22 protein-coding genes are annotated in these 26,131 nt (G+C 70.4%); 10 read left to right on the top strand and 12 right to left on the bottom strand.

Annotated elements, in window-relative coordinates; genetic code table 11:
• Positions 1-7: 7 nt before the first annotated feature.
• The 7 genes from epsC to ABD951_RS16790 all read right to left on the bottom strand — a co-directional run bounded on the left by epsC (position 8) and on the right by ABD951_RS16790 (position 7,455).
• Positions 8-592, bottom strand: coding sequence for a serine O-acetyltransferase EpsC (gene epsC, locus ABD951_RS16820; protein ID WP_345347198.1), 585 nt, complete (start codon positions 590-592; stop codon positions 8-10).
• A 5-nt stretch (positions 593-597) separates the two neighbouring features.
• Positions 598-1,533 carry a cysteine synthase A gene (gene cysK / locus ABD951_RS16815; protein WP_345347195.1) on the bottom strand — a complete coding sequence of 312 codons (936 nt, stop codon included), beginning with the start codon at positions 1,531-1,533 and terminating at the stop codon, positions 598-600.
• 163 nt (positions 1,534-1,696) lie between these two features.
• Positions 1,697-3,523 carry a phosphoenolpyruvate carboxykinase (GTP) gene (locus ABD951_RS16810; protein WP_345347192.1) on the bottom strand — a complete coding sequence of 609 codons (1,827 nt, stop codon included), beginning with the start codon at positions 3,521-3,523 and terminating at the stop codon, positions 1,697-1,699.
• 486 nt (positions 3,524-4,009) lie between these two features.
• A complete protein-coding gene (locus ABD951_RS16805; protein ID WP_345347189.1) occupies positions 4,010-4,834 on the bottom strand; it encodes a hypothetical protein in 825 nt (274 codons plus the stop codon).
• A 94-nt stretch (positions 4,835-4,928) separates the two neighbouring features.
• On the bottom strand, positions 4,929-5,237 hold the full coding sequence (locus ABD951_RS16800) for a DUF6802 family protein (protein WP_345347403.1): 309 nt from the start codon (positions 5,235-5,237) through the stop codon (positions 4,929-4,931).
• An 18-nt stretch (positions 5,238-5,255) separates the two neighbouring features.
• Positions 5,256-6,710, bottom strand: coding sequence for a hypothetical protein (locus ABD951_RS16795; RefSeq protein WP_345347186.1), 1,455 nt, complete (start codon positions 6,708-6,710; stop codon positions 5,256-5,258).
• On the bottom strand, positions 6,703-7,455 hold the full coding sequence (locus ABD951_RS16790) for a hypothetical protein (RefSeq protein WP_345347183.1): 753 nt from the start codon (positions 7,453-7,455) through the stop codon (positions 6,703-6,705). Before ABD951_RS16790 ends, ABD951_RS16795 begins: the two co-directional genes overlap by 8 nt.
• 213 nt (positions 7,456-7,668) lie before the next feature.
• Here ABD951_RS16790 and trmB point away from each other — a divergent pair, with 213 nt between their 5' ends.
• From trmB to ABD951_RS16775, 3 genes are read left to right on the top strand one after another with little or no spacing between them, the layout of a single operon-like run.
• Entirely contained in the window at positions 7,669-8,448 is a 780-nt protein-coding gene (gene trmB, locus ABD951_RS16785) for a tRNA (guanosine(46)-N7)-methyltransferase TrmB (protein WP_345347400.1), read from the top strand.
• Positions 8,445-9,143 carry an NYN domain-containing protein gene (locus tag ABD951_RS16780; RefSeq protein ID WP_345347180.1) on the top strand — a complete coding sequence of 233 codons (699 nt, stop codon included), beginning with the start codon at positions 8,445-8,447 and terminating at the stop codon, positions 9,141-9,143. Before trmB ends, ABD951_RS16780 begins: the two co-directional genes overlap by 4 nt.
• A complete protein-coding gene (locus ABD951_RS16775; protein ID WP_345347177.1) occupies positions 9,143-12,070 on the top strand; it encodes an MMPL family transporter in 2,928 nt (975 codons plus the stop codon). The genes ABD951_RS16780 and ABD951_RS16775 overlap by 1 nt, the downstream gene beginning before the upstream one ends.
• 21 nt (positions 12,071-12,091) lie before the next feature.
• Here ABD951_RS16775 and ABD951_RS16770 read toward each other — a convergent pair whose 3' ends face one another.
• Together ABD951_RS16770 and ABD951_RS16765 are read right to left on the bottom strand one after the other, a co-directional pair.
• On the bottom strand, positions 12,092-12,691 hold the full coding sequence (locus tag ABD951_RS16770; RefSeq protein WP_345347174.1) for a DUF1707 SHOCT-like domain-containing protein: 600 nt from the start codon (positions 12,689-12,691) through the stop codon (positions 12,092-12,094).
• A gap of 14 nt (positions 12,692-12,705) precedes the next feature.
• A complete protein-coding gene (locus ABD951_RS16765) occupies positions 12,706-13,812 on the bottom strand; it encodes an AI-2E family transporter (RefSeq protein WP_345347397.1) in 1,107 nt (368 codons plus the stop codon).
• A gap of 330 nt (positions 13,813-14,142) precedes the next feature.
• Between ABD951_RS16765 and ABD951_RS16760 the strand changes: the two genes are divergently transcribed.
• Positions 14,143-15,597: an adenylate/guanylate cyclase domain-containing protein gene (locus tag ABD951_RS16760; protein ID WP_345347394.1), complete on the top strand. Its 1,455-nt coding sequence runs from the start codon at positions 14,143-14,145 to the stop codon at positions 15,595-15,597.
• A gap of 53 nt (positions 15,598-15,650) precedes the next feature.
• A complete protein-coding gene (locus ABD951_RS16755) occupies positions 15,651-16,799 on the top strand; it encodes a lysylphosphatidylglycerol synthase transmembrane domain-containing protein (protein WP_345347171.1) in 1,149 nt (382 codons plus the stop codon).
• A gap of 57 nt (positions 16,800-16,856) precedes the next feature.
• Here ABD951_RS16755 and ABD951_RS16750 read toward each other — a convergent pair whose 3' ends face one another.
• Positions 16,857-17,546, bottom strand: a complete 690-nt coding sequence (locus ABD951_RS16750) for a FadR/GntR family transcriptional regulator (protein WP_345347169.1) — start codon at positions 17,544-17,546, stop codon at positions 16,857-16,859.
• Positions 17,547-17,709: 163 nt separating this feature from the next.
• On the opposite strand from ABD951_RS16750, the gene ABD951_RS16745 reads away from it, so the two are divergent.
• Positions 17,710-19,416 (top strand): 2-isopropylmalate synthase, encoded by a 1,707-nt coding sequence (locus ABD951_RS16745; protein ID WP_345347166.1) that lies wholly within the window; start codon positions 17,710-17,712, stop codon positions 19,414-19,416.
• Between the two features lie 165 nt (positions 19,417-19,581).
• Complete coding sequence (locus ABD951_RS16740) at positions 19,582-20,133, top strand: YceI family protein (RefSeq protein WP_345347163.1); 552 nt, start codon at positions 19,582-19,584, stop codon at positions 20,131-20,133.
• A gap of 75 nt (positions 20,134-20,208) precedes the next feature.
• Here ABD951_RS16740 and ABD951_RS16735 read toward each other — a convergent pair whose 3' ends face one another.
• Positions 20,209-21,753, bottom strand: a complete 1,545-nt coding sequence (locus ABD951_RS16735) for an FAD-binding protein (RefSeq protein WP_345347160.1) — start codon at positions 21,751-21,753, stop codon at positions 20,209-20,211.
• 125 nt (positions 21,754-21,878) lie between these two features.
• Here ABD951_RS16735 and ABD951_RS16730 point away from each other — a divergent pair, with 125 nt between their 5' ends.
• The 3 genes from ABD951_RS16730 to ABD951_RS16720 all read left to right on the top strand — a co-directional run bounded on the left by ABD951_RS16730 (position 21,879) and on the right by ABD951_RS16720 (position 24,052).
• Positions 21,879-22,256, top strand: a complete 378-nt coding sequence (locus ABD951_RS16730; protein ID WP_345347157.1) for a DUF3054 domain-containing protein — start codon at positions 21,879-21,881, stop codon at positions 22,254-22,256.
• A gap of 53 nt (positions 22,257-22,309) precedes the next feature.
• Positions 22,310-23,779 carry a peptide MFS transporter gene (locus tag ABD951_RS16725; RefSeq protein WP_345347154.1) on the top strand — a complete coding sequence of 490 codons (1,470 nt, stop codon included), beginning with the start codon at positions 22,310-22,312 and terminating at the stop codon, positions 23,777-23,779.
• Between the two features lie 87 nt (positions 23,780-23,866).
• Complete coding sequence (locus tag ABD951_RS16720) at positions 23,867-24,052, top strand: hypothetical protein (protein WP_345347418.1); 186 nt, start codon at positions 23,867-23,869, stop codon at positions 24,050-24,052.
• A 220-nt stretch (positions 24,053-24,272) separates the two neighbouring features.
• Here ABD951_RS16720 and ABD951_RS16715 read toward each other — a convergent pair whose 3' ends face one another.
• Positions 24,273-26,126 (bottom strand): penicillin-binding transpeptidase domain-containing protein, encoded by a 1,854-nt coding sequence (locus ABD951_RS16715; protein WP_345347151.1) that lies wholly within the window; start codon positions 26,124-26,126, stop codon positions 24,273-24,275.
• Positions 26,127-26,131: the final 5 nt, after the last annotated feature.

The raw sequence follows: 26,131 nt of genomic DNA, 5'->3' as shown, positions 1-26,131 counted from the left end.
GACCGTGTCAGATGTACATCGCCGGATCGATGTAGCTGTTCGGATCGACCAACTGCTCGTGCTGACGACCACTGCGGTGCCGGACCGTCGCCGGGATGCCGGTCGCGATCGAGTCGACCGGGACGTCGCGGGTGACGACGGCGTTCGCGCCGATCGCGCTGTCGTCCCCGATCACCACCGGCCCGAGCACCTTCGCGCCGGCGCCGATCGTGACCCGGTTTCCGATCGTCGGGTGCCGTTTGGTCCGCGCCAGCGACCGACCACCGAGCGTCACCCCGTGGTAGAGCATGACGTCGTCACCGATCTCGGTGGTCTCCCCGATCACCACACCCATGCCGTGGTCGATGAAGAACCGCCGCCCGATCGTCGCCCCGGGATGGATCTCGATGCCGGTCAGGAACCGGGTGAACTGGGACAGCATCCGCGCCGGACCCCGCAGCGCGGGCACCGCCCACATGCGATGCGCGACCCGGTGCGACCAGATCGCGTGCAGACCCGAGTAGACGATCGCGTTCTCGACGTTGCTGCGCGCGGCCGGGTCCTGGCCGCGCGCGGCCTGCAGGTCCTCCCGAACCGTGCGCAGCACTCCCATGGCGGTCAGTCCCGGATGTGCTCGAAGAGCGGCGTCGAGATGTACCGCTCGCCGAAGTCCGGCACGACGACGACGATCAGCTTGCCTGCGTTCTCGGGACGCTTCGCGAGCTGCAGCGCACCCCAGACGTTGGCGCCGGCCGAGATGCCGCCGAGGATGCCCTCGTCGGTGCCGAGGTCGCGGGCGGTCGTGATCGCGTCGTCGAGCTTGACGTCGATGATCTCGTCGTAGATCTCGCGGTCGAGGATCTCGGGCACGAAGTTCGCGCCGAGGCCCTGGATCTTGTGCGGGCCGGGCTGGCCGCCGGTCAGGATCGGCGAGTCCGCCGGTTCGACACCGACGATCTTCACGCCGGGCTTGCGTGCACGCAGGGTGCGACCGACGCCGGTCAGGGTGCCGCCGGTGCCGATGCCGGCGACGAAGATGTCGACCTCACCGTCGGTGTCCGCCCACACCTCCTCACCGGTGGTGGCCTGGTGGATGGCCGGGTTCGCCGGGTTCGCGAACTGGCGGGCGAGGATCGCGTTGTCGGTCTGCCCGACGATCTCCTCGGCCTTCTTCACGGCCCCGGCCATGCCCTCCGCACCGGGGGTGAGCACGATCTCGGCGCCGTACGCGCGCAGCATCACGCGACGCTCGGTGGACATCGTCTCCGGCATCGTCAGGATCACCTTGTAGCCGCGGGCCGCAGCGACCATCGCCAGGGCGATGCCGGTGTTGCCGGAGGTGCCCTCGACGATGGTGCCGCCCGGCTTCAGCTCACCGGACTGCTCGGCGGCGTCGATGATCGCCACACCGATCCGGTCCTTGACGCTGTTGGCCGGGTTGTAGAACTCGAGCTTGGCGACGACCTGTGCCTCCGCACCGTCGGTGAGGCGGTTCAGGCGAACCAGCGGGGTACGCCCGACCAGCTCGGTGACGTTGTTGTAGATCTGGCTCATGGCGGATCCTCTCCCCTGCGTATACGCCGGGCGTCGCTGTTCGTTGTATGTATTCCACCACTGCCACACGAACCGCCCGACACCGCACCCCCTGAAACGGGGGAAGGGGACCTGCGACCGGTCTTCACCGATCGCAGGTCCCCTTCACCGTGAGGCGGGAAACTCAGCCGAGACGCTGCTTGAGTGCCTCGAACTCGTCGCGGACGCCGGACGGCACCTTCTCACCGAGGAACTCGAACCACTCGGTGATGAGCGGCAGCTCCTGCTTCCACTCCTCGATGTTCACGGCCAGTGCCTCGTCCACGTCGGCGGCGTCCACGTCGAGACCGTTCAGCTCCAGGTCCGCGGCGGTCGGCACGAAGCCGATCGGGGTGGTCTGGGCGCCCGCCTTGTGCTCGATGCGGTCGACGATCCACTTGAGCACGCGGGAGTTCTCACCGAAGCCGGGCCACAGGAACCGGCCGTCGTCGCCGCGACGGAACCAGTTCACGTAGAAGATCTTCGGCAGCTTCTCCGAGTCGGCGTTCTTGCCGAGCGTGATCCAGTGGTTGATGTAGTCGCCGGCGTTGTAGCCGATGAACGGGATCATCGCCATCGGGTCGCGACGGACGGTACCGACCGCGCCCTCGGCGGCCGCGGTCTGCTCGGACGACAGCGTCGCACCGAGGAAGGTGCCGTGCTGCCAGTCGAAGGACTCCGCGACCAACGGCACCGTCGTCTTGCGGCGACCGCCGAACAGGATCGCCGAGATCGGCACACCCTGCGGGTCGTCCCACTCGGGGGCCAGGATCGGGCACTGCGACATCGGGGTGCAGTACCGCGAGTTCGGGTGGGCGGCCTTGTCGCCGGACTCGGGGGTCCAGTCGTTGCCCTTCCAGTCGACCAGGTGCTGCGGGTCGCCTTCGAGGCCCTCCCACCAGACGTCGCCGTCGTCGGTGAGCGCGACGTTGGTGTACAGCGTGTTGCCTGCCTCGACCGTCTTCATCGCGTTCGGGTTCGACCCGTGGTTGGTGCCCGGCGCGACGCCGAAGAAACCGAACTCCGGGTTCACGGCGTACAGACGGCCGTCCTCGCCGAACCGCATCCACGCGATGTCGTCACCGAGGGTCTCGGCGCGCCAGCCCGGGATGGTCGGCTGGATCATCGCGAGGTTGGTCTTGCCGCAGGCGGACGGGAACGCGGCCGCGACGTAGTAGTTCTTGTTCTCCGGCGAGATCAGCTTGAGGATCAGCATGTGCTCGGCCAGCCAGCCCTCGTCGTGGGCCATCGCCGACGCGATGCGGAGCGAGTAGCACTTCTTGCCGAGCAGGGCGTTGCCGCCGTAGCCGGAACCGTAGGACCAGATCTCCCGGTCCTCGGGGAAGTGGGTGATGTACTTCGTGTCGTTGCAGGGCCACGGCACGTCGGCCTGTCCCTCGGCCAGCGGCGCGCCCACCGAGTGCAGCGCCTTCACGAACGGCTTGTCGGAGCCCAGCTTGTCCAGGGCGGCCCGGCCCATGCGCGTCATGATGCGCATCGAGACGACGACGTACTCGGAGTCGGTGATCTCGACACCCAGCTTCGGGTCGTCGGCGCCGAGCGGGCCCATGCAGAACGGAACCACGTACATCGTGCGACCGCGCATGCAGCCGCGGTACAGGTCGGTCATCAGACCGCGCATCTCGACCGGGTCCATCCAGTTGTTGGTGGGACCGGCGTCGATCTCTTCACGCGAGCAGATGTAGGTGCGGGACTCGACTCGCGCCACGTCGGACGGGTCGGAGTTGCCGAGGAAGGAGTTGGGCTTCTTCTCGTCGTTGAGACGGGTGAAGGTGCCTGCCTCGACCAGCTTGGTGGTCAGGCGGTCCCACTCCTCGTCCGAACCGTCGGCGAAGACGACGCGGTCGGGCTGCGTCAGCTCCGCCACCTCACGAACCCAGGCGAGCAGTTCGCCGTGCGAGGTGGGCGCGGGGTCGGTGCCATTCAGACCTGGAATGGTCGCTGAGGTCATCAAACTCTCCCTGGGTGATCCGGAATCGATTCACCGCGCCCGCCTGCGGGCGGAGCACGGTGTAGCGCGATTACCCCTCTCGGCGGGGCACCACCCGCTGTTCCACCTCCATGTGCGAGTGGTTTCACACGGTCGGTGGCGACACGGGCGCCGGGTGTCCTGGTAAGAGGTTAGCGCCGCTGGTCCGCGATGCGGGAACCGGGTCTTCGTCCTCTCCGTCACAGGACCGATTCAGTGATCTGTACCGAACTCCCGGAGATGGCAGAAAACGTGGGTTCCGTGTCATTGACGGCATCCGGGGGTGGCCCGCCGATCGGGTCATGCCCCTGAAACGGGTGGCGCTCCTCGCCTTCGACGGCGCCGAGTCCCTCGACACCGCCGGGCCGAGAGAGCGGCCTCGTGCGCCGCGGAGGGCGCATCCGGCCGGACACGACACCGGCGGCGACGAAAGGATCGTCACCGCCGGTGTCGGATGGAGCTGTCGAATCAGCTGAGGTTGCCCTCCGAGAGCACCTTGAGGATGGTGTCGCCGAGGATGTCGCTGACGGAGCCGGTCGAGCTGAGCTGGCCGTCCGCGGAACCGAGACCGGTCTCGTTCGCAACGCTGAGCACCGACTCACCGGCGTTGGGGATGCGGACCTTGAAGCACGCGGTCAGGTTCGGGAGCTCGGTGCCGACGCCGACGGTGCCGGCGACACCGACGCCGCCGCTGGTGATCGCCGAGCCGGGGGTGGCGTTCTTCGGGACCAGGTAGGTGGTCTCGAGCGTGACCGGGTTGCCGGAGTTGACGAACCAGCCGGTGCTGGTGAACTTCCAGCCGTTCCCGTTCGGGACGCCGGTGACGTCCTCGGTGTGCTGGCCGGTGGGGATGCTCACGGTGTAGGCGGTGATCGTCGACTTGACCGGCGCACCGAAGCCGGCCGGGGGGAACTCGGTGATCGTGTTGACGTACGGGTTGCCGATGCCGGTGGTGCCGATGACGGTCTTGTAGGTGACCTGGGTGCCGCCGGCGGCCTCCGCGGTGTTGACCGAGCGGTCGTACGTGTGGGTGATGCCCCAGGTGCTGATGTCGTTCTTTTCTGCGTGGCTGGACTGGCTGCAGGTGTCGGCCGCGGAGGCGACACCGGTTCCGAGGCCGAGGCCGACGACCGCGCCGGCCGCGACGAGGGCACCGGAAGCGGCAACGGCGGTGAGGCGGCGCATCGAGGATCGGGACATGTAGATCTCCGTTTCGATCAGGTGCAGGCCCCGCGCAGCGGTCCGCGGCAGCCCTTGTGACGGTGTGGCATGTGCGAGATCGGCCTCGCGCACCCGACCTTTATACGGACGATCGTCCAGTTAACTGGTCGTTTTCGGAATATCGGTTGGGTTGTCGCGGGGATTCCGGACACTCCGGTCACTGCGGTCACAGCTGTCCCGCATCGACCCGTTCCCACCGCACGCTCCCGTCGACCTCCCGGTGCGGCTCCCACGACCCGAACTCCCCGTCACCGTCGACCCTGGTCACGTGGTCCGCCCATCCGTCGCCGTCGAGATCCGACGCGACCGTGACGCCGTCGGCGTCCGACCAGCTGCGCGTGTCGAGGACACCGTCACCGTCGAGATCCACGACCGGGTCGGTGACCGCGAACTCGCCACCGGCCGGCCCCCACGCCACCGACACCGACGGTTCGCCGAGGTCGTGGGTGTTCACCATCGTCAGGTCGTCCTGCATCTCCACGCCGCCCTCCCGTCAGACCCGACCGGCCGGATCACGGTGACCGGTCACGAGATTGGACGCGCCGCCGAGTCGATCGGTTCCGGCAGCGCCCGACCGCACGTCCGCAAGCGCCCTGTCCAGCACCGCGAGGTCCCGTTCGACCGCCGACAACCGGGCGGCGTTGCGGCCGACGCTCTCCCGCAACTCCCGGTCCAGGCCGGCCAGCGACTCCTCGACGGCCGCGGCGCGGGCCCGGTGGGCCCTCCGGACCGACTCGGTGACCTCCGCCTCGACGTCGACGAGCCGGCTCAGTGCCCGCTGTTCGAGGTCGGACCGAACCTGCGCCATCGTGTCGGTCACCCAGTGCCGAAGGTGCGCCCGGTCGGCGACGTGACCGCGCATCCTGGTCAGCCACCACGCCGCGCCGCCGCCGATCAACAACGTCAGCGGAACCGCGACCAGGTCGAGCGCGGCGACACCCGACATCGGCGCCATCACCAGCCGGCCCGCGCCCAGCCCGGCCGAGGCCCCGACCAGGGCCACCATCCGGTCCTCGACCCCGCGGGGCCGCGGCGGGGGCCCGACCACGGTCGGTGGCGGCCGGTTCGGTCCGGCCACCGGGCCCGCCGCACCGAGGACCTGGTCGCCGATCCCGTTCAGCAGAGCCGAGGTCGCGGCGTCGACGTCGACGGTCAGCGCCGCGACCTCCTCCCGCAGCCACTGCGGGAACTCCGCCACCGCGCCGCGGTCCGCGCGGTCGAGTGCGCTGCGCACCGCCGCGGCACTCAGTCGCACCCGCTCCCCGATCAGGTGGGTCAGGTCCACCCGGGCGTGCGCGGTCACCCGCCGCAACGTCGCGGCCGCCTCGGTGCGAGGTCCGTCGCGGTCCGCGATCAGCGCGGCCCGCCGCTCCCGGAGCCGGGCGGTGCCGTCGTCGCGGCGCAGCTCCGCGATGGCGACCAGCACGTGCGCGCGGGCCGCGGCGAGCGCACGGGCCGGCGCGGCGGCCCCGAGTGGGTTCGAGGCCGGCCGGGCCACCGTCTCCCCGACCGCGATGCACAGGTCGGACAGGCCCGCACCGGTCACCGCGGACACCGGCAGGATCGGCCTGCCCGCCGCCGCGGGCGCGTACTCGGCCAACAGTGCCGCGTCACGGCCCAGGACCGTCCGCCAACCGCGGTGCGCGTCGATCCGGGCGAGCACGAGCACCACGTCAGCGCCCCGGGTCGTCGCGGCGTCGAGCAGTCCGAGTTCCTCCCGCCCGATCGGCGCGGCCGCGTCGAAGACCATCAGCACCAGGTCGGCGGTCGGCTCGGGGCCGTCGGTGAACCGGGTCCCGGGCATCGCGGCACGCAAGCGGGCGGTCAGGGCGCTGCGACCGCAGCCGGGAGGGCCCGCGACCGCGACCGCCGGGACCTGCGGGTCGGGTGGCAGCCATCGGGCCAGGACCCGGTCGAGCTCACCGTCCGCAGGCTCCCGGTCAGCCACGACGCGCCCACTCGCGGACGGCGGCGCGCTGCCGGGCGAGAGCGTCCCGTGCTGCGGCCGCGTCGGTGGCCGTGGAAACGGCCGCCCGCCAGTACCGGGCGCGGGCGACCGCGTCGCCGGCGACGTCCGGAACGGCGGCGTCCGCCGCGAGCCACACCCCGTCGTCGGAGGCGACGAACTCCTCGACCGGGTCACGCAGCGCCGGGATCCGCGCGAGGGCGTGTACCCGGGCCAGCAGCAGTGCCGCCCGGCGGGATCGGACCGCGTCGACCCGGGCGGCGATCGCGGCGCGGGCGGCGGCGAGTCCGGTGACCGCGCCGACCGCGGTCACCGGGACGCACGGGACGCCGAGCACCGCGGTCACCCGTTCGGCGGCCCGAGACGGGTCGGCGAGCGTGTCCGCCCGGACGAGAACCGGCACCAGCCGGTCACCGGCGGCGGTCGCGGCGGCCCGGTCCGCGGTCCGCGGTGGATCCAGCAGTGCCAGGACGACGACGTCGCCGACGAGTTCGGGGTCACGGGCGCCGGGCCGGTCCCAGGCGTCCGTCTCGACGACGCCGGCGCCGGCAAACGGGCCGAGCGCCGCGACGAGCGCGGTCCGGCCGACTCCCGCGCGTCCGGTCACCTCGATCCGCACGCTCGCCCGACGGCCGGCGACGAGGTCGTCGAGCCCGGCCGCGGCCGGGTCGTCGTGTGCCCGGACCGCCCGCCGCAGCCTGTCCAGGGTCGTGCTCGTCGGCGCCATCTCGCCACCCCCCGTGGTGAAATCTCGTCGTGCACGCCTCCCCCGGCGCGCGTGGTGATGATCGCAGCCAGCGAACGCCGAGGGAACCGAACCGCGCACCGAATCCGGAGGTTCCCGACGAATCCGCAGGTCCACGGCATTTCCGAGGTTTGTGTTCGCGCCCGGGGCGGTGCCACCGCGCGACGGAACTCTCAACTTCCCCTTAAGACCCTGCTGCCGGAATCGCGGGTCATGCGTGACAATGGTCCGGTGAATGACGCCGAACCCCGGGTGGAGGGTGCTCCCGAACGGGGCTCCCGCCTGTATCCCCGGGTGACCAGTTTCCGTTCCCGCCGCGGCGCCCTGACCGACTCCCAGCAACAATCGTGGGACCGGATGTGGCCGACGATAGGCGCCGACGTGTCGGACACCCCTCTCGACGTCGACGGGTGGTTCGGGCGCCAGGCTCCGACCATCATCGAGATCGGGTGCGGTACCGGCACCGCGACCACCGCGATGGCGAAGGCCGAGCCGCACGTGAACCTGCTGGCCGTCGAGGTGTACCGGCCCGGTCTGGCTCAGCTGCTCCAGGTCGTCGAACGCGAGTCGATCCCGAACATCCGGATCCTGCGCGGCGACGCCATGGACGTGCTGGAGAACATGCTCGCGCCCGAGTCCCTGGTCGGCGTTCGCGTCTTCTTCCCGGACCCGTGGCCGAAGGCTCGCCACCACAAGCGCCGGCTGTTGCAGCCGCCGACGTTCGCGCTGATCGCGGACCGGTTGGGGCCGGGTGGCGTGTTGCACGTGGCGACCGACCACGCCGAGTACGCAGAATGGATCTCCGAGACCGGCGACGCCGAACCGCGGCTGCGCCGCCTCGACTGGGACGAGCTGGCCAGCGGCGCGATCGACTCGCCGATGACCCACGAACGCCCTGTCACCAAGTTCGAGGGCAAGGCGCATCGTGTCGGCCGTCCGATCGCGGAAATGATCTGGGGAAAGGTCAACGGATGAGCGTCAGCGAACGATTACCGGAGACGGTGGCAGCACTCGACGCGGACAGCCAGCAGAGCCGGCAGCCGCGTCGGGTGCTTCTGGTCTGGGACGCACCGAACCTGGACATGGGTCTCGGCGCGATCCTCGGTGGCCGCCCGACCGCGGCCTACCGGCCCCGCTTCGACGCCCTCGGCCGTTGGCTGCTCGGCCGCACGGCGGAACTGTCCGGCACCAGCCCGGTTCGCCTGGAACCGGAGGCGACGGTGTTCACGAACATCGCGCCGGGCAGCGCCGACGTAGTCCGCCCCTGGGTCGAGGCGCTGCGCAACGTCGGCTTCGCGGTGTTCGCGAAGCCGAAGATCGACGAGGACAGCGACGTCGACTCCGACATGCTCGAGCACATCGCGCTGCGTGCTCGCGACGGCGGTCTGGCCGGCATCATGGTCGCTTCCGCCGACGGCCAGGCGTTCCGCGAACCGCTCGAGGACCTCGCCGCCACCGGCGTCCCCGTTCAGGTGCTGGGCTTCCGGGAACACGCCAGCTGGGCGGTGTCGTCGGAGGTCCTCGAGTTCGTCGACCTCGAGGACATTCCCGGCGTCTTCCGCGAGCCGCTGCCGCGGGTGAGCCTGGACTCGCTGCCCGACGAGGGTGCCTGGCTGCAACCGTTCCGTCCGCTGTCCGCCCTGCTGCTCGGGCGACAAGGGGCGCAGTAGTGTTCGCGACCTGGGGGCGTCTCGTCTATCGACTCCGATTCACGGTGATCGGGGCGATGGTCGCGCTCATGCTCGCCCTCGGCGCGTACGGCCTGGGCCTCGAGAAGAGCCTGAGCCAGAGCGGATGGGACGACCCCGGGTCGGAGTCGGTGGCCGCGGCGAAACTGGCCGACGGCACGTTCGGCCGCGACACCCTCGCGGACGTGGTGCTGCTGTACACCGCCCCGGAGGGCAAGACCGTCGACGACCCGGCGTTCGCGGCGAAGGTCACGAAGAACCTCGAAGAGGTCGTCGCGAACCATCCGGACCGGATTCTCAAGCTCAACGGCAGCTACTGGTCGACGAAACTCGCCGCGATGGCGGATCCGACGAAACAGCACGCGATCGCCAGCGTGGCCATCGCCGGCGACAACGACACCGAGGTCGCGGCGAACTTCCGCGAGATCCGGGACCAGTTCTACGTCGACGGCGTCGACGTGCAGCTGGCCGGACTGCAGCCGGTCACCGGCACCCTGAACGACACGATGGCCAACGACGTGCACCGGATGGAGCTCCTCGCCATCCCCGCGGTCGGAATCCTGCTGTTCTTCGTCTTCGGCGGCATCGTGGCCGCCGCACTCCCGCTGATCGTCGGCGGCCTGACGATCATCGCCGCGAACGGCATCGTCAAGCTGTTCACCGAGTTCACCGATGTCAACGCGTTCGTCGTCCCGGTGGTCTCGCTGATCGGCCTGGGTCTGGCGATCGACTACGGCCTGTTCATGGTGAGCCGGTTCCGGGAGGAGATCGCCGAGGGCTACAGCACCGGTGACGCGGTCCGGCGCACCGTGATGACCGCCGGCCGAACCGTCGTGTTCTCGGCGACGATGGTCACCGCCAGCCTCGGCGGTCTGCTGATCTTCCCGCAGGGCTTCCTCAAGTCGGTCGCGTACGGCGCGATCGCCGCGGTGCTGCTGGCCGCGCTGATCTCGGTGACGGTGCTGCCCGCGATCCTGGGCATCCTCGGACGCCGGGTCGACGCGCTGGGCCTGAAGTTCATGCGCAAGACCAAGACCACCGAGGAGATCGAGAACAGTTACTGGGGCCGGCTGACCCAGTGGGTGATGAAACATCCGCTCAAGGTCGCGATCCCGATCGTGATCGGTCTGCTGCTGCTGACGATTCCGATCTCCGGCATCAAGTTCGGCGGCATCAACGAGACCTACCTGCCGCCGGACAACCCGACCCGGGTGGCGCAGGAGCAGTTCGACGAACTGTTCCCGAACAGCCGCACCGAGCCGATCAAGCTGGTCGTCGAGGGCGCCCAGGGCGCACAGCTCACCGGTCTGATCAAGGAGGCCAGCGAAGCTCCCGGGCTGGTCGAGAAGTTCACGATCAACAACCCGACGAAGGACGGGGTGACCGTCTTCAAGGCCGGTCTCGTCGACCGCAACGACGCGAAGCCGACCATCGACTACCTGCGCTCGATCGACCTCCCCGACGGGGTCACGATGCTCGTCGGCGGTACCCCCGCGATCGAGCAGGACTCCATCGCGGCGCTGCTCGGCAGCATGCCGTTGATGGTGACGATGGTGGTGCTGCTGACGACCCTGTTGATGTTCCTGGCGTTCGGGTCGCTGGTGCTGCCGATCAAGGCGGTGCTGATGACCGCGCTGGGCCTCGGCGCGACCCTCGGCATCCTGACGTGGATCTTCATCGACGGACACGGCGCAGGCGTCATGAACTTCACGCCCGGCCCGATCATGTCGCCGGTGCTGGTGCTGATCATGGCGATCATCTACGGCCTGTCCACCGACTACGAGGTGTTCCTCCTGTCGCGGATGGTGGAGGCCCGGTCGCAGGGCGCCAGCACCACCGAGTCCGTCCGGGTCGGAACCGCGCACACCGGTCGCATCATCACCGCGGCGGCGGCGATCCTGATCGTCGTGACCGGCGCGTTCGCGTTCTCCGACCTGGTGATGATGAAGTACATCGCCTACGGCATGATCGCCGCGCTGATCATCGACGCGACGCTGATCCGCATGTTCCTGGTGCCGGCCGTGATGAAGTTGCTCGGCGACGACTGCTGGTGGGCACCGGCGTGGATGAAGCGCATCCAGGAGCGTCTGGGCCTGGGCGAGCCGGTCCTCGACGACGAACGGATGCCCGAGGACGTCCCGGAGATCGAGACGGTGGCCGTGCCCGGTCCGCCGACCGTCCCGGTGACGACCCGGCGATCGACACCGCTCACCCGGGACGCGATCGAGCGGGTGCTGCCGCCGAGGACGGCAGCGGCGTCGCGGGCCGCGGCGACGGCGGAGCCGCTGGTCGGCGAGCCGATGACCGAGCCGATCCCGACGATCGCGCCGAAGCCGACAGCCGCGCCGAAGCCGACAGCCGCGCCGAAGCCGACTGCCGCGCCGAACCCGGTTCCCCGAACCGAGCAGCGCTCTTCCGACGCGCCCGCCGCACCGGTACGTCCGGCGCCCGAACCGCGCACCGCGTCGTCCGGCGAGGAGCGTCCGCTCGAGAGCTGGCTGTCGAGCCTGCGGGTCCCGACGAACGCGCCGGGTCGCGTTCCGGGTACGGCCCCGGTGAACGGCGCGTCCCCGGTCAACGGTGCCGCTCCGGTGAACGGTGCCGCTCCGGTCAACGGTGCCGCTCCGGTCAACGGTGCCGCTCCGGTCAACGGTGCCGCCCCGCAGAACGCACTGGTGACGCCGCAGGTCGCACCGGTGACGCAGCAGGTCGCACCGCCCCCGCGACCCGTCCCGCCGCAGCAGTTCGCCGGCGCGCCGACTCCCCCACCGCCGGCACCCACACCCCCACCGGCACCGACACCGACGACGACGGCCGACGACGAGTCGAATGCCGGGCGGCACCGGCACACCGAGGGCGCGCCGACGGTCAGCGTCAGCGAACTGCTGGCACGGCAGCGCCGGGACTGACCGCCGCCGGACCGGGACGCGTCAGCCCAGGAGCCGCTTGAGGCCGGTGCCGAACGGGTGCTTGGCGGTGACCGAGCCGAAGCTGACCTGCCCTCGCACCACGAGGTGGAGGGGGCCGATCGGCGGTCCGCTGCGGACCTTGTTGGAGGTGCTGCCCGCGACGCTCTCCACCCGGTCGAGGTCGACGGTTGCCTCCGGCGGGACGATCAGGGTGAGGGACCCACAGAACCCGCTGACGACCACCTCGACGACCTGCGTCTGCATGACCGCCGAGGTGAAGTCGAGCGTGACCCCCGCAAGCCAGTTCTCGACGTGGAGGGTCGGCGGCACCTGCCACGCACCCTTGCGAGTGACACCCGACATCCGGGCGCGGATGACGGTCTGGACATCGGTGGGAGGCGGGACCGGGCGCGGGGTGGGCGCGTCGTCGCCGACGACGCGGATGCCGGGCAGGTCGTGCAGCACGACGTTCAGTTCGCCGCGGGTGCGGGCGGCCAGCGCCGTGTCCATCCGTTCGGTGAACTCGCCCAGCGAGAGCATCCCCTGCCCGACCGCACGCTGAAGCAACTGCCCCACGTACTCACGTTCCGCATCCGACACCCGCAGATCCCTCGCCTCCATGCCGCCAACAATAGTTACGGCGCGCGATCGGGGTCGGCCGGAAACAGCGGGAGCGACGGGTCGTCGATCTCGACCTCGTCCGGGACGTCCTCGGGGTGCTCGGCGAGGAGGGATCGGACGGCGGTGTTGAGGACCGCGACGATCGGCACGGCCAGCAGGCCACCGACGATGCCGGCGAGCACGATGCCGGTCGTGATGGCCAGCACGACCGCCAGCGGATGCAGCCGGACCGCGCGGCCGAGGAACAACGGCTGCAGGACGTGCCCTTCGAGCTGCATGATGCCGATGATGATGCCGAGCGTGATCAGCGCGGTGACCATGCCCTTCGTCACGAGCGCGATCAGGACGGCGATGAACCCGGTGACGAACGCGCCGACGATCGGGATGAACGCGCCGATGAACACCAGCGAGGCGAGCGGCAGCGCCAACGGGACCCCGAGGATCGCGAGACCGGCACCGATGCCGATGGCGTCGACGGCCGCGACCGCGACCGTCGCGCGGACGTACCCGACGAGCGAGCCGAATCCCTGACTGCCTGCGAGCCGCACCCGCTCCCGCGCGCCGCCCGGCACGATGCGGGTGACGAACTGCCAGATCTGGGCGCCGCCGTACAGGAAGAAGACGAGGGTGAACAGGGTCAGCGCCGCGCCGGTCAACATCTCCCCGATCACGCGACCGGTGGTGACGGCGCCGCTGGTGACGGCCTCCTTGTTGTCCTGGATGGTCTGGACGATCGAGTCACCGATGTGGCGGATCTGGTCCTCGGAGAAATGGAACGGGCCGTCGGTGAGCCAGCCCTGGACCTGGTGGACGGACTCGGTGACCTGTTCGGCCAGCTCGGGCAGGCCGGCGACGAACTGTTCGACCACGAAGGTCATGATCCCGGCGACGATCCCGATCGCGGCGACGAGCACGACGACGACGGCGCCGGCCCGGGGCACGCCCTGGTGCCCCATCCAGTCGACGAGCGGGACGAGCAGAGCGGCGGCCAGCAGCGCGAGCGCGACCGGGATCACGACGGTGTCGAGCTTGGCAATCACCCAGCCCAGCGCCACCAGACCGGCGAGCAGAACCAGCAGCCGCCACGTCCATGCAGCGGCCACGCGGACCAGGGGGTGCACCGCGTCGGCGTCACCGCGCGCGGTGGTGCGATCGTTGCGGGGCGCCGAGCTTCCGCCCTCGCCGGGCGCCGCGGATCCGCCCTCGCCGGGCGCCGGGACGGTCCGCGGCGGCTCGTTCGCGGTCACCTCGCCGACACTACGACCCCGGGCCGGGTTTCGCGGGACGGCGCGTACGGCATGTCGTCGGGCTCCGCGCCGGGAGTCGGACGAGACGCCCTACGGGCCCTCCGACTCTGCTCGGGTCGGTACCGCACCGCTAAATTGGTCGCTGTGCTGGCATCCTCCTACCGAGCGGTCGCGCTGACCATGCGCAGTCGTTGGCCGCTCTACATGGGGTCGATGATTCTGGCCAACTTCATCGGTGCGGTGCTCGTGCTCGCGTTCATCCGGTACGGCCTGCCGATCAGCGAGTCCGAGGCGATCATCGAGGACCGGGTTCGCAACGTCGTCATCTTCGGGATCTACCTGGCGCTCGCCGGAGTCGTCAGCCTCGGTGCGGCGGCGCTGATGCTGCGATCGGTGATCCGCTGGCAGCTGCGCGGTGGACCACCGACACGCAGCGAGCAGATGGCGGCCCTGCACGCCCCGCTGCGGCAGGCGATCGTGCACCTGATCCTGTGGATCATCGGCGGGATCCTGTTCGTGATCCTGACGATGAGCGACATGCCGGAGCTGGCGGTCGCGGTGATCGTGACGGTGTGCATGGCCGCGACCACCACTTTCGGGTTCACGTACATGCTCGGGGAGCGCATTCTGCGACCGGTCGCGGCGCGGGCGCTGTCGGAGGGGCGTTTCGACCGCACCCTCGCACCGGGGGTCGGCACCCGGATGGCGATGACGTGGGGCCTGGGCACGCTGATGCCGGTGATCGGCATCATCCTGCTGTGCGCGACGCAGCTGAGCACCGAACTGCAGTTCTCGACGGACTCGCTGGCGATCGCGGTGTTGTTGCTGTCGGTGATGACGATCACGACGGCATTCGTGTTGTCGATGCTGACCGCCAGCCAGGTGTCCGATCCGATCAGGCAGCTGCGGCGGGCGATCGAGCGGGTGCAGCGCGGCGCGACGGACGTCCAGGTGGAGGTGTTCGACGGCAGCGAGATCGGTCGGCTGCAGGTCGGGTTCAACCGGATGATGCAGGACTCGGCCGAGCGCCGGGTGCTGCGGGAACTGTTCGGTCAGCACGTCGGCGAGGACGTGGCGCGGCGGGCGCTGCAGTTCGGTACCGAGCTGGGCGGCGAGACGCGGTTCGTGGCGGTGTTGTTCGTGGACATGGTCGGGTCGACCGGGGCCGCGGCCGAGCGGCCGCCGGGTGAGGTGGTCAGCCTGCTCAACGAGTTCTTCCGGGTGGTCGTCGACGTGGTCGACCGCCATCACGGTTTCGTCAACAAGTTCATGGGCGACGCCGCGCTCGCGATCTTCGGGGCGCCGCTGGACCGTCCGGATGCGCCGACCGCGGCGCTGGCGGCGGCCCGCGAGCTGCGCTTCGCGCTCGACGGGATCACCGGCCTCGACATCGGGATCGGCGTGTCGGCCGGTCTGGCGGTCGCCGGGAACATCGGTGCCGCGGAGCGGTTCGAGTACACGGTGATCGGCGATCCGGTGAACGAGGCGTCGCGGCTGACCGAGCTGGCGAAGATCCATCCGAGCCGGGTGCTGGCGTCCACCAGCGCGTTGTACTTCGCCGACGAGGAGGAACAGTCGGCGTGGGAGCTGGGCGACCAGGTCCAGCTACGCGGCCGCAACCGCGTGACGCACCTGGCGTCGCCGGTGCGGTATCCGTGACTCGTGGTGCACGGATGACGGGGGTGCCGGGCATCGCCCGCTAGGCTGGCCTGGTGGTAGCGCCGCAGCCAGCCCCGACCGGGGGTGCCCCCGCCCGCCCGCGGGGTCGCTGGTGGTGGCTCAAATGGGTGGCCGGGATCGCGGTGGTCGCGCTGCTGGTCGCCGAGGGTGTCTACCTGTGGCCGCGACTGCACGACTCGTGGCAGGCGCTCACCGAGATCCACTGGGGCTGGGTCGCCGCGTGCATCCTGGCCCAGGCCGTCTCGCTCAGCGGGTACGGCCGGGTGCAGAAGCAGCTGCTGCACGCCGGCGCCGTCGACGTGAGCCAACGCAAATCCGTCGCGGTCGTGTATGCGTCGACCGCGATGGCCGTCACGCTTCCCGCGGGCCAGGTGTTCTCGACGGCGTTCACGTACCGGGAGACGCGTCGCTGGGGCGCCAGTCCGGTGGTGGCGTCGTGGCAGCTGGCGATCTCCGGGGTGATCGCGGGCATCGGCCTCGCATTGCTCGGGTTGGGCGGCGCGATGATGGTCGGCGGCTCGTTCAGCCCGCTGACGTTGCTCCTGTCGGTCGCCGCGCTGGTGGCGCTGGTGCTCGCGATCCGGTACGTGTCCGCCCACCCGAACACCATCGAGTCGGTCGCGCTGTGGGTCCTGACCCGGGTGAACCGGATGCGGTCGAAGCCACCGAACACCGGGATGTCCATCGTGCGGGAGACGCTGGCGCAGCTCGAGTCGGTGCAGATGGGCAAGCGGGACTGGGCGATCACCGCGGGCTGGTCCGCGGTGCACCGGGTCGCGGATGTCGCGTGCCTGGGGTTCGCGTGCTGGGCCATCGGTGCCGATCCGCGGCTGTCCGGGCTGCTGATCGCGTTCGCGGCGGGCAAGACGGTCGGGACCATCCCGCTGGCGCCGGGCGGCCTGGTGTTCGTCGACGCGACCCTGATCGCGACGCTGACGACCGCGGCGAGCATCAGCGCGTCGCAGGCCGTCGCCGCCGCGTTCGTCTACCGCGCGGTGAGCTTCATCCTGGTCGCGATCGTCGGGTGGATCGTCTTCGCGTTCCTGTTCCGCGGCCACCAGCACGAGGACCTGGAGTTCGACGTCGAACTCGAACGCCGCGAGCAACGCGAGCAGTTCCATCAGTTCGAGCGACGCCTGTCCGCCCGCGACGACGGCACTCCCCCCGACCCGAACCCGTGAGCTCCCGGCCGGCACGCCGGTTCGGTGCACCCGCACCGGCGCGTCGCCGGGTCGCTGTCAGCGCGGACTCCGGACCGCGGCGAGCATCGCGTCGAGGTGTGCCCGGCTGATCCGGGCCGCGGCGTCGGCGTCGCCGGCCGCGACGGCGTCGACGAGAGCGCGGTGGTCGTCGGCGTCCGGTTCGGGGTCGCGATCGCGGATCCCGAGCAGCGCGACCATGTCGGTCATCGCATCGGTCAGACGCGGGACGAAGGTCTCGAACAGCTCGCTCAGGACCGGGTTGTGCGCGGCCGCGACGACGGCGCGGTGGACCGCGATGTCGGCCTCGACGAACTCCCGGTCCCCCACCGGAAACGCCTCGTCGCGGCGGGCGAGAGCGCGTCGCATGTCCGCGACGTCGTCGCGGGTGACGCGGCCTGCGGCGAGTCGGGCGGCCTCGACCTCGATCGCGTTGCGGACCTCGACGACATCGGCGATCTCCCGCCCGCGCAGGACCGACTCCCAGGTGACGGCGGGAGTGGTCCGCTCGACGTGGACACCGACACCCTGCCGGGCCCGAAGCAGTCCCCGCCCGGCGAGCAGGCGCAGCGCCTCGCGGATCGTGGAGCGTCCGACGCCCAGCTCGGCGGCGAGCGTCGTCTCGCCGGGCAGTTTCGTGCCGACCGCCCATTCCCCGTCCTCGAGTCGGCGGGCCAGCAGGTCGGCGGCCTGGTCGGCCAGCAGGTTGCGGCGCAGCGGCGCGATCACGATTGACTCCTCGGGTTGTCAGACAAGCTGAGGATTCGTAGTCTACCGGTCATGACCGCGCGTGGACTGCTCCTCGGCCGCCGCGGCGGGGCCTGACCGGGCCGGCACCCCGCCGCGGGGTTCGATCGTGCCGGTCGCCCGATCCGACCCCGGAGCATCCGCCATGAACTGGAACCGCCAGAGCCCGTCCCCGATGCCGTCGCATCGCTACCGCCCGCACACCGAGCGGGTGCCGGTCCCGATCACCGAACGACGCTGGCCCACCCGACAACTCACCGAGGCACCGCTGTGGGTTCCGGTCGACCTGAGGGACGGGAACCAGGCCCTTGCCGAACCGATGGACCCCGCCCGCAAGCGCCGCCTCTTCGAGCAGCTGGTCGCGATGGGCTACAAGGAGATCGAGGTCGGGTACCCGTCGGCCAGCCGGACCGACTTCGACTTCGTCCGCGACCTGGCCACCGGGGACCTCGTGCCCGACGACGTGACGATCGTCGTCTTCACCGCCGCCCGTACCGACCTCGTCGAGCGCACCCACGAGTCGGTTCGGGGGCTGCCGAACGTCGTGCTGCACATGTACACGGCGACGGCGCCCACGTGGCGGTCGGTGGTCCTCGGGCACGACCGGAAGTCGTTGCACCGCTTGATCCTCGACGCTGCCGCCGACGTCGCGCGCGGCGCGGAGGGGCGGGACGGGGTGCGGTTCGAGTTCTCCCCCGAGGTCTTCAACCTGACCGAGCCGGACTACGTCCTGCAGGTGTGCGACAGCCTCACCGAGCTGTGGGACGCGAGCCCGGACCGGCCGGTGATCCACAATCTCCCTGCGACCGTGGAGATCTCGACGCCGAACGTGTATGCCGACCAGATCGAGTACATGCACCGGAACCTGTCGCGCCGGGAGTCGGTGATCCTGTCGGTGCACCCGCACAACGACCGCGGCACCGGCGTGGCCTGCGGCGAGCTGGCCGTACTGGCGGGTGCGCAACGCGTCGAGGGCTGCCTGTTCGGCAACGGCGAACGCACCGGGAACGTGGATCTGGTGACCCTGGCACTGAACCTGCACGTGCAGGGTGTCGATCCGATGATCGACTTCTCCGACATCGACACCGTGCGACGAACCGTGCAGTACTGCAACAGGATCGACGTTCACCCCCGACACCCGTACGGCGGCGACCTGGTGTACACCGCTTTCTCGGGCACCCACCAGGACGCGATCAAGAAGGGGTTCGCACATCATCGTGCCGCTGCCGCCGCGGCGGGGGTCGACCCGGACGTCGCGCCCTGGGACGTTCCGTACCTGCCGATCGACCCGCACGATGTGGGCCGCGACTACGAGGCCGTGATCCGGGTGAACAGCCAGTCCGGCAAGGGCGGCGTCGCCTACCTGCTGCAGGAGCGGTACGGCGTGGAGTTGCCGCGGGCACTGCAGATCGATTTCGCCCGTCGCGTCCAGCGCGCCACCGACGACGGGGGCACCGAGATGACCGCGGCACAGCTCTGGAAGTTGCTGCACGACAACTACTCCCACCGGGGTGACCTGGACTGGTGGGCGGTCGAGCACGTCGAGGGCGGCGACCGGCTGCGGGTCCGCGCGACGCTCGGCGACCGTGCGCTCGACTGCGACGTCACAGCCGGCGGACCCGTCGAAGCGCTGACCCGGGCGCTCGGCGAATCCGGCACCGAGGTGGAGGTGATCGACCTGTCCCAGCAGTCGGTCGGCACCGGGCGCGACGCCGAGGCCGTGACGTTCGCGCACTGCCGTGTCGGCGAACACCCGACCTGGGGCGTGGGCCTGGACCGCTCGGTGACGGCATCGACACTGCGCGCGGTCCTCGCGGCGGTCTCCCGCGCCCCCTCCCCCGCCCCGGCCTGATCCGACTCACCGGGCCCCCGGGCTCCTGAATTGGCCCATTCGGGAAGCCGTGCAACCCGCCAGCAGTGACCAGCGTCACATCGGCTTGCGGGAAGCGTCGCCGCGGTGGCACCGTTACACCTGCCAGTGCTTGAACATTCAACTACTCGCCAAGGAGTTCGCCGCATGACCACCGCCACCGCCCTCCCCACCCTGACCGCCGGCACCTGGGCCATCGACCCGACGCACTCGACCGTCGGCTTCAGCGTCCGGCACCTGATGGTCAGCAAGGTGCGCGGCCGCTTCCAGGAGTTCACCGGCGCGATCACCGTCGCCGAGGACGGCACCCCGTCCGTCGAGGCACAGATCCAGGTCGCGTCGATCACCACCGACAACGAGCAGCGCGACGGCCACCTCAAGACCGCCGACTTCTTCGACGCCGAGCAGTTCCCGACCGCCACGTTCGTCTCCACCGGCGTCCGCGGCAAGGGCGACGACTTCGTCGTCGTCGGCGACTTCACCCTCCACGGCGTCACCAAGCAGGTCGAACTGGCCATGGAGTTCAACGGCGTGAACCCGGGCATGGGCCACGGCCCGGTCGCCGGCTTCGAGGCCTCCACCGTCATCAACCGCAAGGACTTCGGCATCTCCATCGACATGCCGCTCGAGGGCGGCGGCGCCGTCGTCGGCGACAAGATCACGATCACCCTCGAGATCGAGGCCGGCCTGCAGGCCTGATCCGCCCCACAAACACGGCGCACCCGGCGCGACCCCTCCCTCTGGGGCCACGCCGGGTGCGCATTTTGTCGTGCGTCAGCGCCCGGCGACGATGTCCTTCACGGCCAGGTGGCTGAAGAGCATGCTGGTGCCGATCGGGTTGCCGCCACCCGGGTAGACGGTGCCGGACGGTGCCGCCATCGTGTTGCCGGCCGCGTACAGGCCGGGGATCGGGTTGCCGGCGGTGTCGAGGACGCGGGCGGCGGTGTCGGTGCGCAGACCGCCCTTGGTGCCCAGGTCCGAGATGCCGAACGCGGCCGCGTGGAACGGGCCCTGGTCGATGGTGACCAGCGGCGGCTCACCGCCCGAGAACGCCCGGTCGTACGCCTCGTCGCCGCGACCGAAGTCGGGGTCGACGCCGTCGGCGACGAACCCGTTGAAACGGGCGACGGTGGCGACCAGGTTCTCGGCAGGCACACCGATCTTCTCGGCGAGCTCCTCGAGGGTGTCGGCGGTGTGCCACAGGCCGGCGGCCTGGTACTTCTCGGCCTCCACCATGGAGACGTTGGTGGCCTTGACCGGCGGCACCTCGCCCTCCTTGTTGTCGAAGACCATCCAGTACGGCAGCGTCGCCTTGCCGTCCTCCATCTGGGCGATGATGTCGCGGCCCATCCGGTCGTACGGCGCGGACTCGTTGACGAACCGCTTGCCGTCCTGGTTGACGAAGATGCCGCCGGTGAACCACAGCGCGAACGCGGAACGGCCGTCCGGGTGGGTCATGCCCGGGGACCACCAGGCCTCACCCATCAGGTCGGTGTCGGCGCCTGCCGCGATACCGGCCTCGTGCGCCTTGCCGAGGTTGGCCCACGGGCCCATCGTGTCGCGGGCCTCGCCCGGCACCCCGAACTTCTGCCGCAGCTCGTCGTTGCCCTCGAAGCCACCGGCCGCGAGCACGACACCCTTGCGGGCACGGATCGCGATCCGCTCGTCGTCCCGCTCGACGATCGCACCCACGACGGCGCCGTCCTCGACCACCAGCTCAACCAGCGCCGTGTTCAGGTTCAGCGTGGCGTTCGGGTACTTCTCGATCGCCTTGAGGAAGCGGGCGATCAGCGCACGGCCGCCGATGAAGTAGTCGTCGGGCGCAGGCGCGCCGAGCCGGTCGACGTCCAGCGGACCGCGGACGACGTCGCGCAGTTCGGGGGCATCGGCCACCGGCAGCACCGAGGGCATGATGTGCCGCTGGCCGTCCAGACGCGCCTTGGGCGCCTTGCCGAAGTAGTCGGGCCACGGCAGCATCTCGAACTTCAGGTTCTCGTCCTGCTCGAGGTACTCGATCAGCGGAGCGCCGCCGCGGACGTAGGTGTCCTGCAGCTCGCGAGGGGTCCGATCGCCGACGACCGCGTGGTAGTACTCGAGCGCATCCTCGATGGTGTCGTCCGTGCCGGCACGCACGAGCACCGGGTTGACCGGGAACCACACGCCGCCGCCGCCGGAGTACGCGGTGGTGCCACCGAACTTGTCGGTCGCCTCGACGAGGATCACGTCGAGGCCCTCCCGGGCTGCCGTGTAGGCGCCGGTCACACCGCCGCCACCGGAGCCGACCACCAGGACATCGCACTCGGTGTTCCACTGGGTCATATTGATTGCCTCCTGAATGTCAGGTCGATCACAGTTTCCCGCCCACGCTAGGGTCGCGGTGCCGATCCGCCCGCCCGCTGTCCCGGCCAGAGGGAAACGAGTTTGCTCCGCCTACCCTGGACGGCGTGAAGAAAGTGCTGCCGATTCTGCTCGTCGACGTTGTCCTGGTGGTCGTGTTCTGCGCGATCGGGCGCCGCAGCCACGACGAGGCGAACGCCGTGACCGGGTTGCTGACGACGGCGTGGCCGTTCCTCGGCGGCCTCGCGTTGGGCTGGATCGCGAACGAGGCGCTGTACCGCGACAAGGCGCGGCCCGCGTCGGTGGTGCCTGCCGGAATCGTGATCTGGTTCTGCACCCTGGTCGGCGGCATGCTGCTGCGGGTGGTCTCCGGGCAGGGCACGGCGTTGAGCTTCATCCTCGTCGCCGGCATCGTGCTGGCGGTGTTCCTCCTGGGTTGGCGGGCGATCTACGCCGCCGTCGCGAGGCGCTCCGCGGCCCGCTGACAACTTTGCGTCATCGCCGCACCGACCTGCGCGGAGCGTGGGACAGTTTTCCCATGAGCGAACTCGAGTCGCCACCCCGGAGTTCCCACTCCGACCGCGGGTTCTTCGGCCAGCCGTTCGCGCTGGCCAACCTGTTCGGCGTCGAGATGTGGGAGAGGTTCTCCTTCTACGGGATGCAGGGCATCCTGATCTACTACCTCTACTACTCGGCCGCCGACGGCGGCCTGGGGATCTCGGAGGCCGCGGCGGTCTCGATCGTCGGCGCATACGGCGGCACCGTCTACCTGTCGACGATCCTCGGTGCCTGGATCGCGGACCGGGTGCTCGGCTCCGAGCGGACACTGTTCTACTCCGCGGTGCTGGTGATGTGCGGGCACATCGCGCTGGCGCTGATCCCGGGGCTGGCGGGGGTCGGGGTCGGGCTGATCCTGATCGCGGTCGGCAGCGGTGGCCTGAAGGCGAACGCCACATCCCTCGTCGGCGACCTGTACGCGGAGGGCGACGAACGCCGCGACGCGGGCTTCTCGATCTTCTACATGGGCATCAACCTCGGCGCGTTCCTCGGCCCGCTGCTCACCGGGTGGGCGCAGCGCAACTGGGGCTTTCACGCCGGATTCGGCCTGGCCGCCGTCGGCATGGCGCTGGGCCTGATCCAGTACACCCTGGGCCGCAAGCGCCTCGGCGACATCGGAACGACGCCCTCGAATCCGCTGCCGAGAACGCTGCTGTGGAAATACGGCGCCGGCGCGCTCGCCGCGGTGGCCGTGGCGCTCGTGATGTGCGTGGTCGGGGTGATCACCACCGACAACCTGTCGGACGTCGTGGTCGGGCTGACGATCGTCGCGGCGATCGGGTACTTCGCGGTCATCCTGTCGAGCCGCCACATCACGAGCACCGAGCGGAGCCGGGTGATCGCGTTCGTCCCGATGTTCCTGGCGAGTGCCGCGTTCTGGTCGCTGTTCCAGCAGCAGTTCACCGTGGTCGCGATCTACGCCGACAAGTTCCTCGACCGCAACCTGTTCGGCTGGGACTTCCCCGCCTCGTGGGTGCAGTCGATCAACCCGGTGTTCATCATCGTCTTCGCCGGTGTGTTCGCGGCGATGTGGACGAAGCTCGGCCCGCGGCAGCCGTCGTCGCCCCTGAAGTTCGCGGCGGGTACCACGATCATGGGGTTGGCGTTCCTGGCGTTCCTCCCGTTCGCCGACGGCCGGCCGAACGGAACCCCACTGCTGGCGCTGGTGTTCATCCTGCTGCTCTTCACGTTCGCCGAACTGTTCCTGTCCCCGGTCGGGCTGTCGTTGTCGACGAAGCTCGCGCCCAAGGCGTTCCACACCCAGATGGTGGCGCTGTTCTTCCTGTCGGTGGCGTTGGGGTCGTCGATGTCCGGCACCCTCGCCAAGTACTACGACACCGCCAACCAGACGCCGTACTTCCTGTGGGTGGGACTGGCCTCGATCGCGGTCGGGCTCGTGATGGTGCTGCTCTCGCCGTGGATCAGCCGGATGATGCGCGGCGTGCACTAGAACCTCGACCTTGTGCGCCGCATACCGCGGGGCGGACGATGGACTGGAGCCACGGGGGGTCGGCTCGTACCTCGTTCCAGTGAGAAGTTGAGCATCATGTCCCGCACGTTCACGAGAATCCTTGCCGCATCCGTTCTGACCGCCGGTCTCGGCGTCTTCGCCGCTCCGGTCGCCTCGGCCGACCAGGCCGTACCGATCACCCCCGTCTGGGGCTCGGTCAGTCTCTGCTTCAGCGTCCCGGTGGGTTCCGCCGCACTCGTCTGGTGCATCTGACGCATTTCTCCCCGCCCTCGGCGTTGCGCCCGCTCGCCGTTCGGCTGCAGTGTCGTCGCCGACACAGACCCGGCGTCGACTCCTGCTCGGCCGTGCCCGAACGACGATCGTTTCGCCGGGTGCATCCGAGAAGGGTTGGGAGACATCCCCGGCGCTTCGCCGCGGCCGTGCAGTCGCACTCGGTTTCGCCGGCCGTGGGTGACCCGCGCGCGACGCGACGTCAGCGCGGAATCTGTGCCTGAACGGGACGCAGGAAGCGCCCCGCCGCGTCCACGGCCGGGGCGGAACTGTCGGCCCCGGCGATGAACACCGCGAACGCGACGTCCTGATCGACGCCGACGAACCACCCGTGCGCGGGCTGGCCGGCGACCTCCGCGGTGCCGGTCTTGCCGCGCAGGTCGGCGATGTCGGCGAGCTGGGTCGCGGTCCCGGCGGTGACGGTCTCGCGCATCATCGTCTTCAGCGCGTCGGTGACCGGGACCGGTGCCGGCGCGGGGCTCGCGTCGCCGACCCCGGGCTGACCGGTCACGAGCATCGGCGCGGGCGTCGACCCGCGGGCGATGGACGCCGCGACCAGCGCCATCCCGAACGGGGACGCGGTCACCTGCCCCTGACCGATCGCCGATTCCACCCGCTCGGCGGGGGTGTCGGCGGGCGGGACGCTGCCGGTGACGGTGGTCAGGGCGGGGGTCACGTAGTCGACGCCGAGCCCGAACTGCTGGGCCGCGTCGTGGAGGGCCAGCGGCGTCATCGACACCGCCAGCCGACCCATGGTGGTGTTGCAGGAGCGGGCGAAAGCGGTGTGCAGCGGTACCGAACCGAGATCGAAGTTGTCGTCGTTGGGGATCGTGCGGCCCTCGATGTTCGCGCTGCCCGGGCACGGCAGGACGGTGTCTGCGGTGACCGATCCCTGTTGCAGCGCAGCCGAAGTCGTGACGGTCTTGAACGTCGACCCCGGCGGATAGAGGCCGGTGAGCGCGATCGGGCCCTGCGCGCTGGCCGGAGCGTTCTGCGCGACCGCGAGCACCCCGCCGGTGGACGGCCGGATCGCGACGATCGCCGCCTGCTGGGGCAGGTTCGCGATCGCGGCCTGGGCGGCGGCCTGCATCGCCGGGTCGAGGGTGGTCGGGATGTCGGGGGCGACGGTGCCGTCGCGTCCGGCGAGCCGGTCCGCGCTGCCGTCCGGGTGGACGAGTTGCACGGCCCAGCCTGCGGTGTCGGCCTGCTTCTGCTCCCACATCTGCCGCAGACCGTCGAACGCCGGCGACTGGGCCCCCTTGTCGACGGTGAGCAGTCGCGTCTGCTTGACCAGCTCGACCCCGGGGATCGCGGCGAGCCGTGACGCGATCGGGGCGACGTCGGCGTCGCGGAGGGTGATCACGGTCAGCGGACGCCCCTGCGCGGCAGCCAGATCCGCGGTCAGGCCGGCCGCCGAGATGCCGGGCGCGTAGGGGGCGAGCAGCGGCGCAAGGGCCGCGGCCGCGGCGGCCGGGTCGGGGGCGGGGTCGAGATTGACGAGCGTGACGGTCTGCTCGGCCATCAGCGGGGAACCGTTGTCGGCGAGGACCTTCGGGGAGCCACCGGACAGCGTCGTGTAGCGGAGCGTGGTGTCGGCGCTCAGTCCCGGCGCGAGAAGCGCCGGATTCCACGGGATCTTCCCGCCGTCGGCGACGGGCTGCCCGCCCCCGGTGGTGTCGTACGTCCAGGTCTCGGCGGCCGGCGCCGGTGACGCGGTCGCGGACGCGGTGGGGGTGGTGGTGGCCGTTCCCGAGGCCGCCGGCGCGGTGTCGCCGAAGGTCCAGTCGGCGGCGAGGGTGAACGTCCCGGCGTCGCTGTCGGTGCCGGCGACCGCGAAGCGCGCGTCCGTCGGGTCGAGCCCGTCGAACATCTGCCGGATCGCCGCCGCCGCGGCGACGGGGTCGGAGGTGAGGTCGGCGGCGGCCTGCGCGTCGCGTCGGGTCAGCGCGTCGGCGAAGTCCCGCGCGGCCGTCTCGGTCGGCGTCGGTCCGCTACTGCATGCGACACCGCCGAACGCCAGTACCGACACCGACACCACCGCAACCACCGGTCTCATCCGCA

The organism is Rhodococcus olei (assembly GCF_039540555.1).
GTDB lineage: Bacteria > Actinomycetota > Actinomycetes > Mycobacteriales > Mycobacteriaceae > Rhodococcus_G > Rhodococcus_G olei.
Note: the sequence above shows the minus strand (reverse complement) of the source record. Positions and strands in the feature narration are given on the sequence as shown.

What these genes read in the sequence shown, in the direction of transcription:
- ABD951_RS16810 (WP_345347192.1), bottom strand. Translation starts at nt 3,523, where the DNA reads ATGACCTCAGCGACCATTCCAGGTCTGAATGGCACCGACCCCGCGCCC.
- ABD951_RS16715 (WP_345347151.1), bottom strand. Translation starts at nt 26,126, where the DNA reads ATGAGACCGGTGGTTGCGGTGGTGTCGGTGTCGGTACTGGCGTTCGGC.
- ABD951_RS16760 (WP_345347394.1), top strand. Translation starts at nt 14,143, where the DNA reads ATGGGGTCGATGATTCTGGCCAACTTCATCGGTGCGGTGCTCGTGCTC.
- ABD951_RS16780 (WP_345347180.1), top strand. Translation starts at nt 8,445, where the DNA reads ATGAGCGTCAGCGAACGATTACCGGAGACGGTGGCAGCACTCGACGCG.
- ABD951_RS16745 (WP_345347166.1), top strand. Translation starts at nt 17,710, where the DNA reads ATGAACTGGAACCGCCAGAGCCCGTCCCCGATGCCGTCGCATCGCTAC.
- ABD951_RS16790 (WP_345347183.1), bottom strand. Translation starts at nt 7,455, where the DNA reads ATGGCGCCGACGAGCACGACCCTGGACAGGCTGCGGCGGGCGGTCCGG.
- epsC (WP_345347198.1), bottom strand. Translation starts at nt 592, where the DNA reads ATGGGAGTGCTGCGCACGGTTCGGGAGGACCTGCAGGCCGCGCGCGGC.
- cysK (WP_345347195.1), bottom strand. Translation starts at nt 1,533, where the DNA reads ATGAGCCAGATCTACAACAACGTCACCGAGCTGGTCGGGCGTACCCCG.
- ABD951_RS16770 (WP_345347174.1), bottom strand. Translation starts at nt 12,691, where the DNA reads ATGGAGGCGAGGGATCTGCGGGTGTCGGATGCGGAACGTGAGTACGTG.
- ABD951_RS16740 (WP_345347163.1), top strand. Translation starts at nt 19,582, where the DNA reads ATGACCACCGCCACCGCCCTCCCCACCCTGACCGCCGGCACCTGGGCC.
- ABD951_RS16735 (WP_345347160.1), bottom strand. Translation starts at nt 21,753, where the DNA reads ATGACCCAGTGGAACACCGAGTGCGATGTCCTGGTGGTCGGCTCCGGT.
- ABD951_RS16800 (WP_345347403.1), bottom strand. Translation starts at nt 5,237, where the DNA reads ATGCAGGACGACCTGACGATGGTGAACACCCACGACCTCGGCGAACCG.
- ABD951_RS16725 (WP_345347154.1), top strand. Translation starts at nt 22,310, where the DNA reads ATGAGCGAACTCGAGTCGCCACCCCGGAGTTCCCACTCCGACCGCGGG.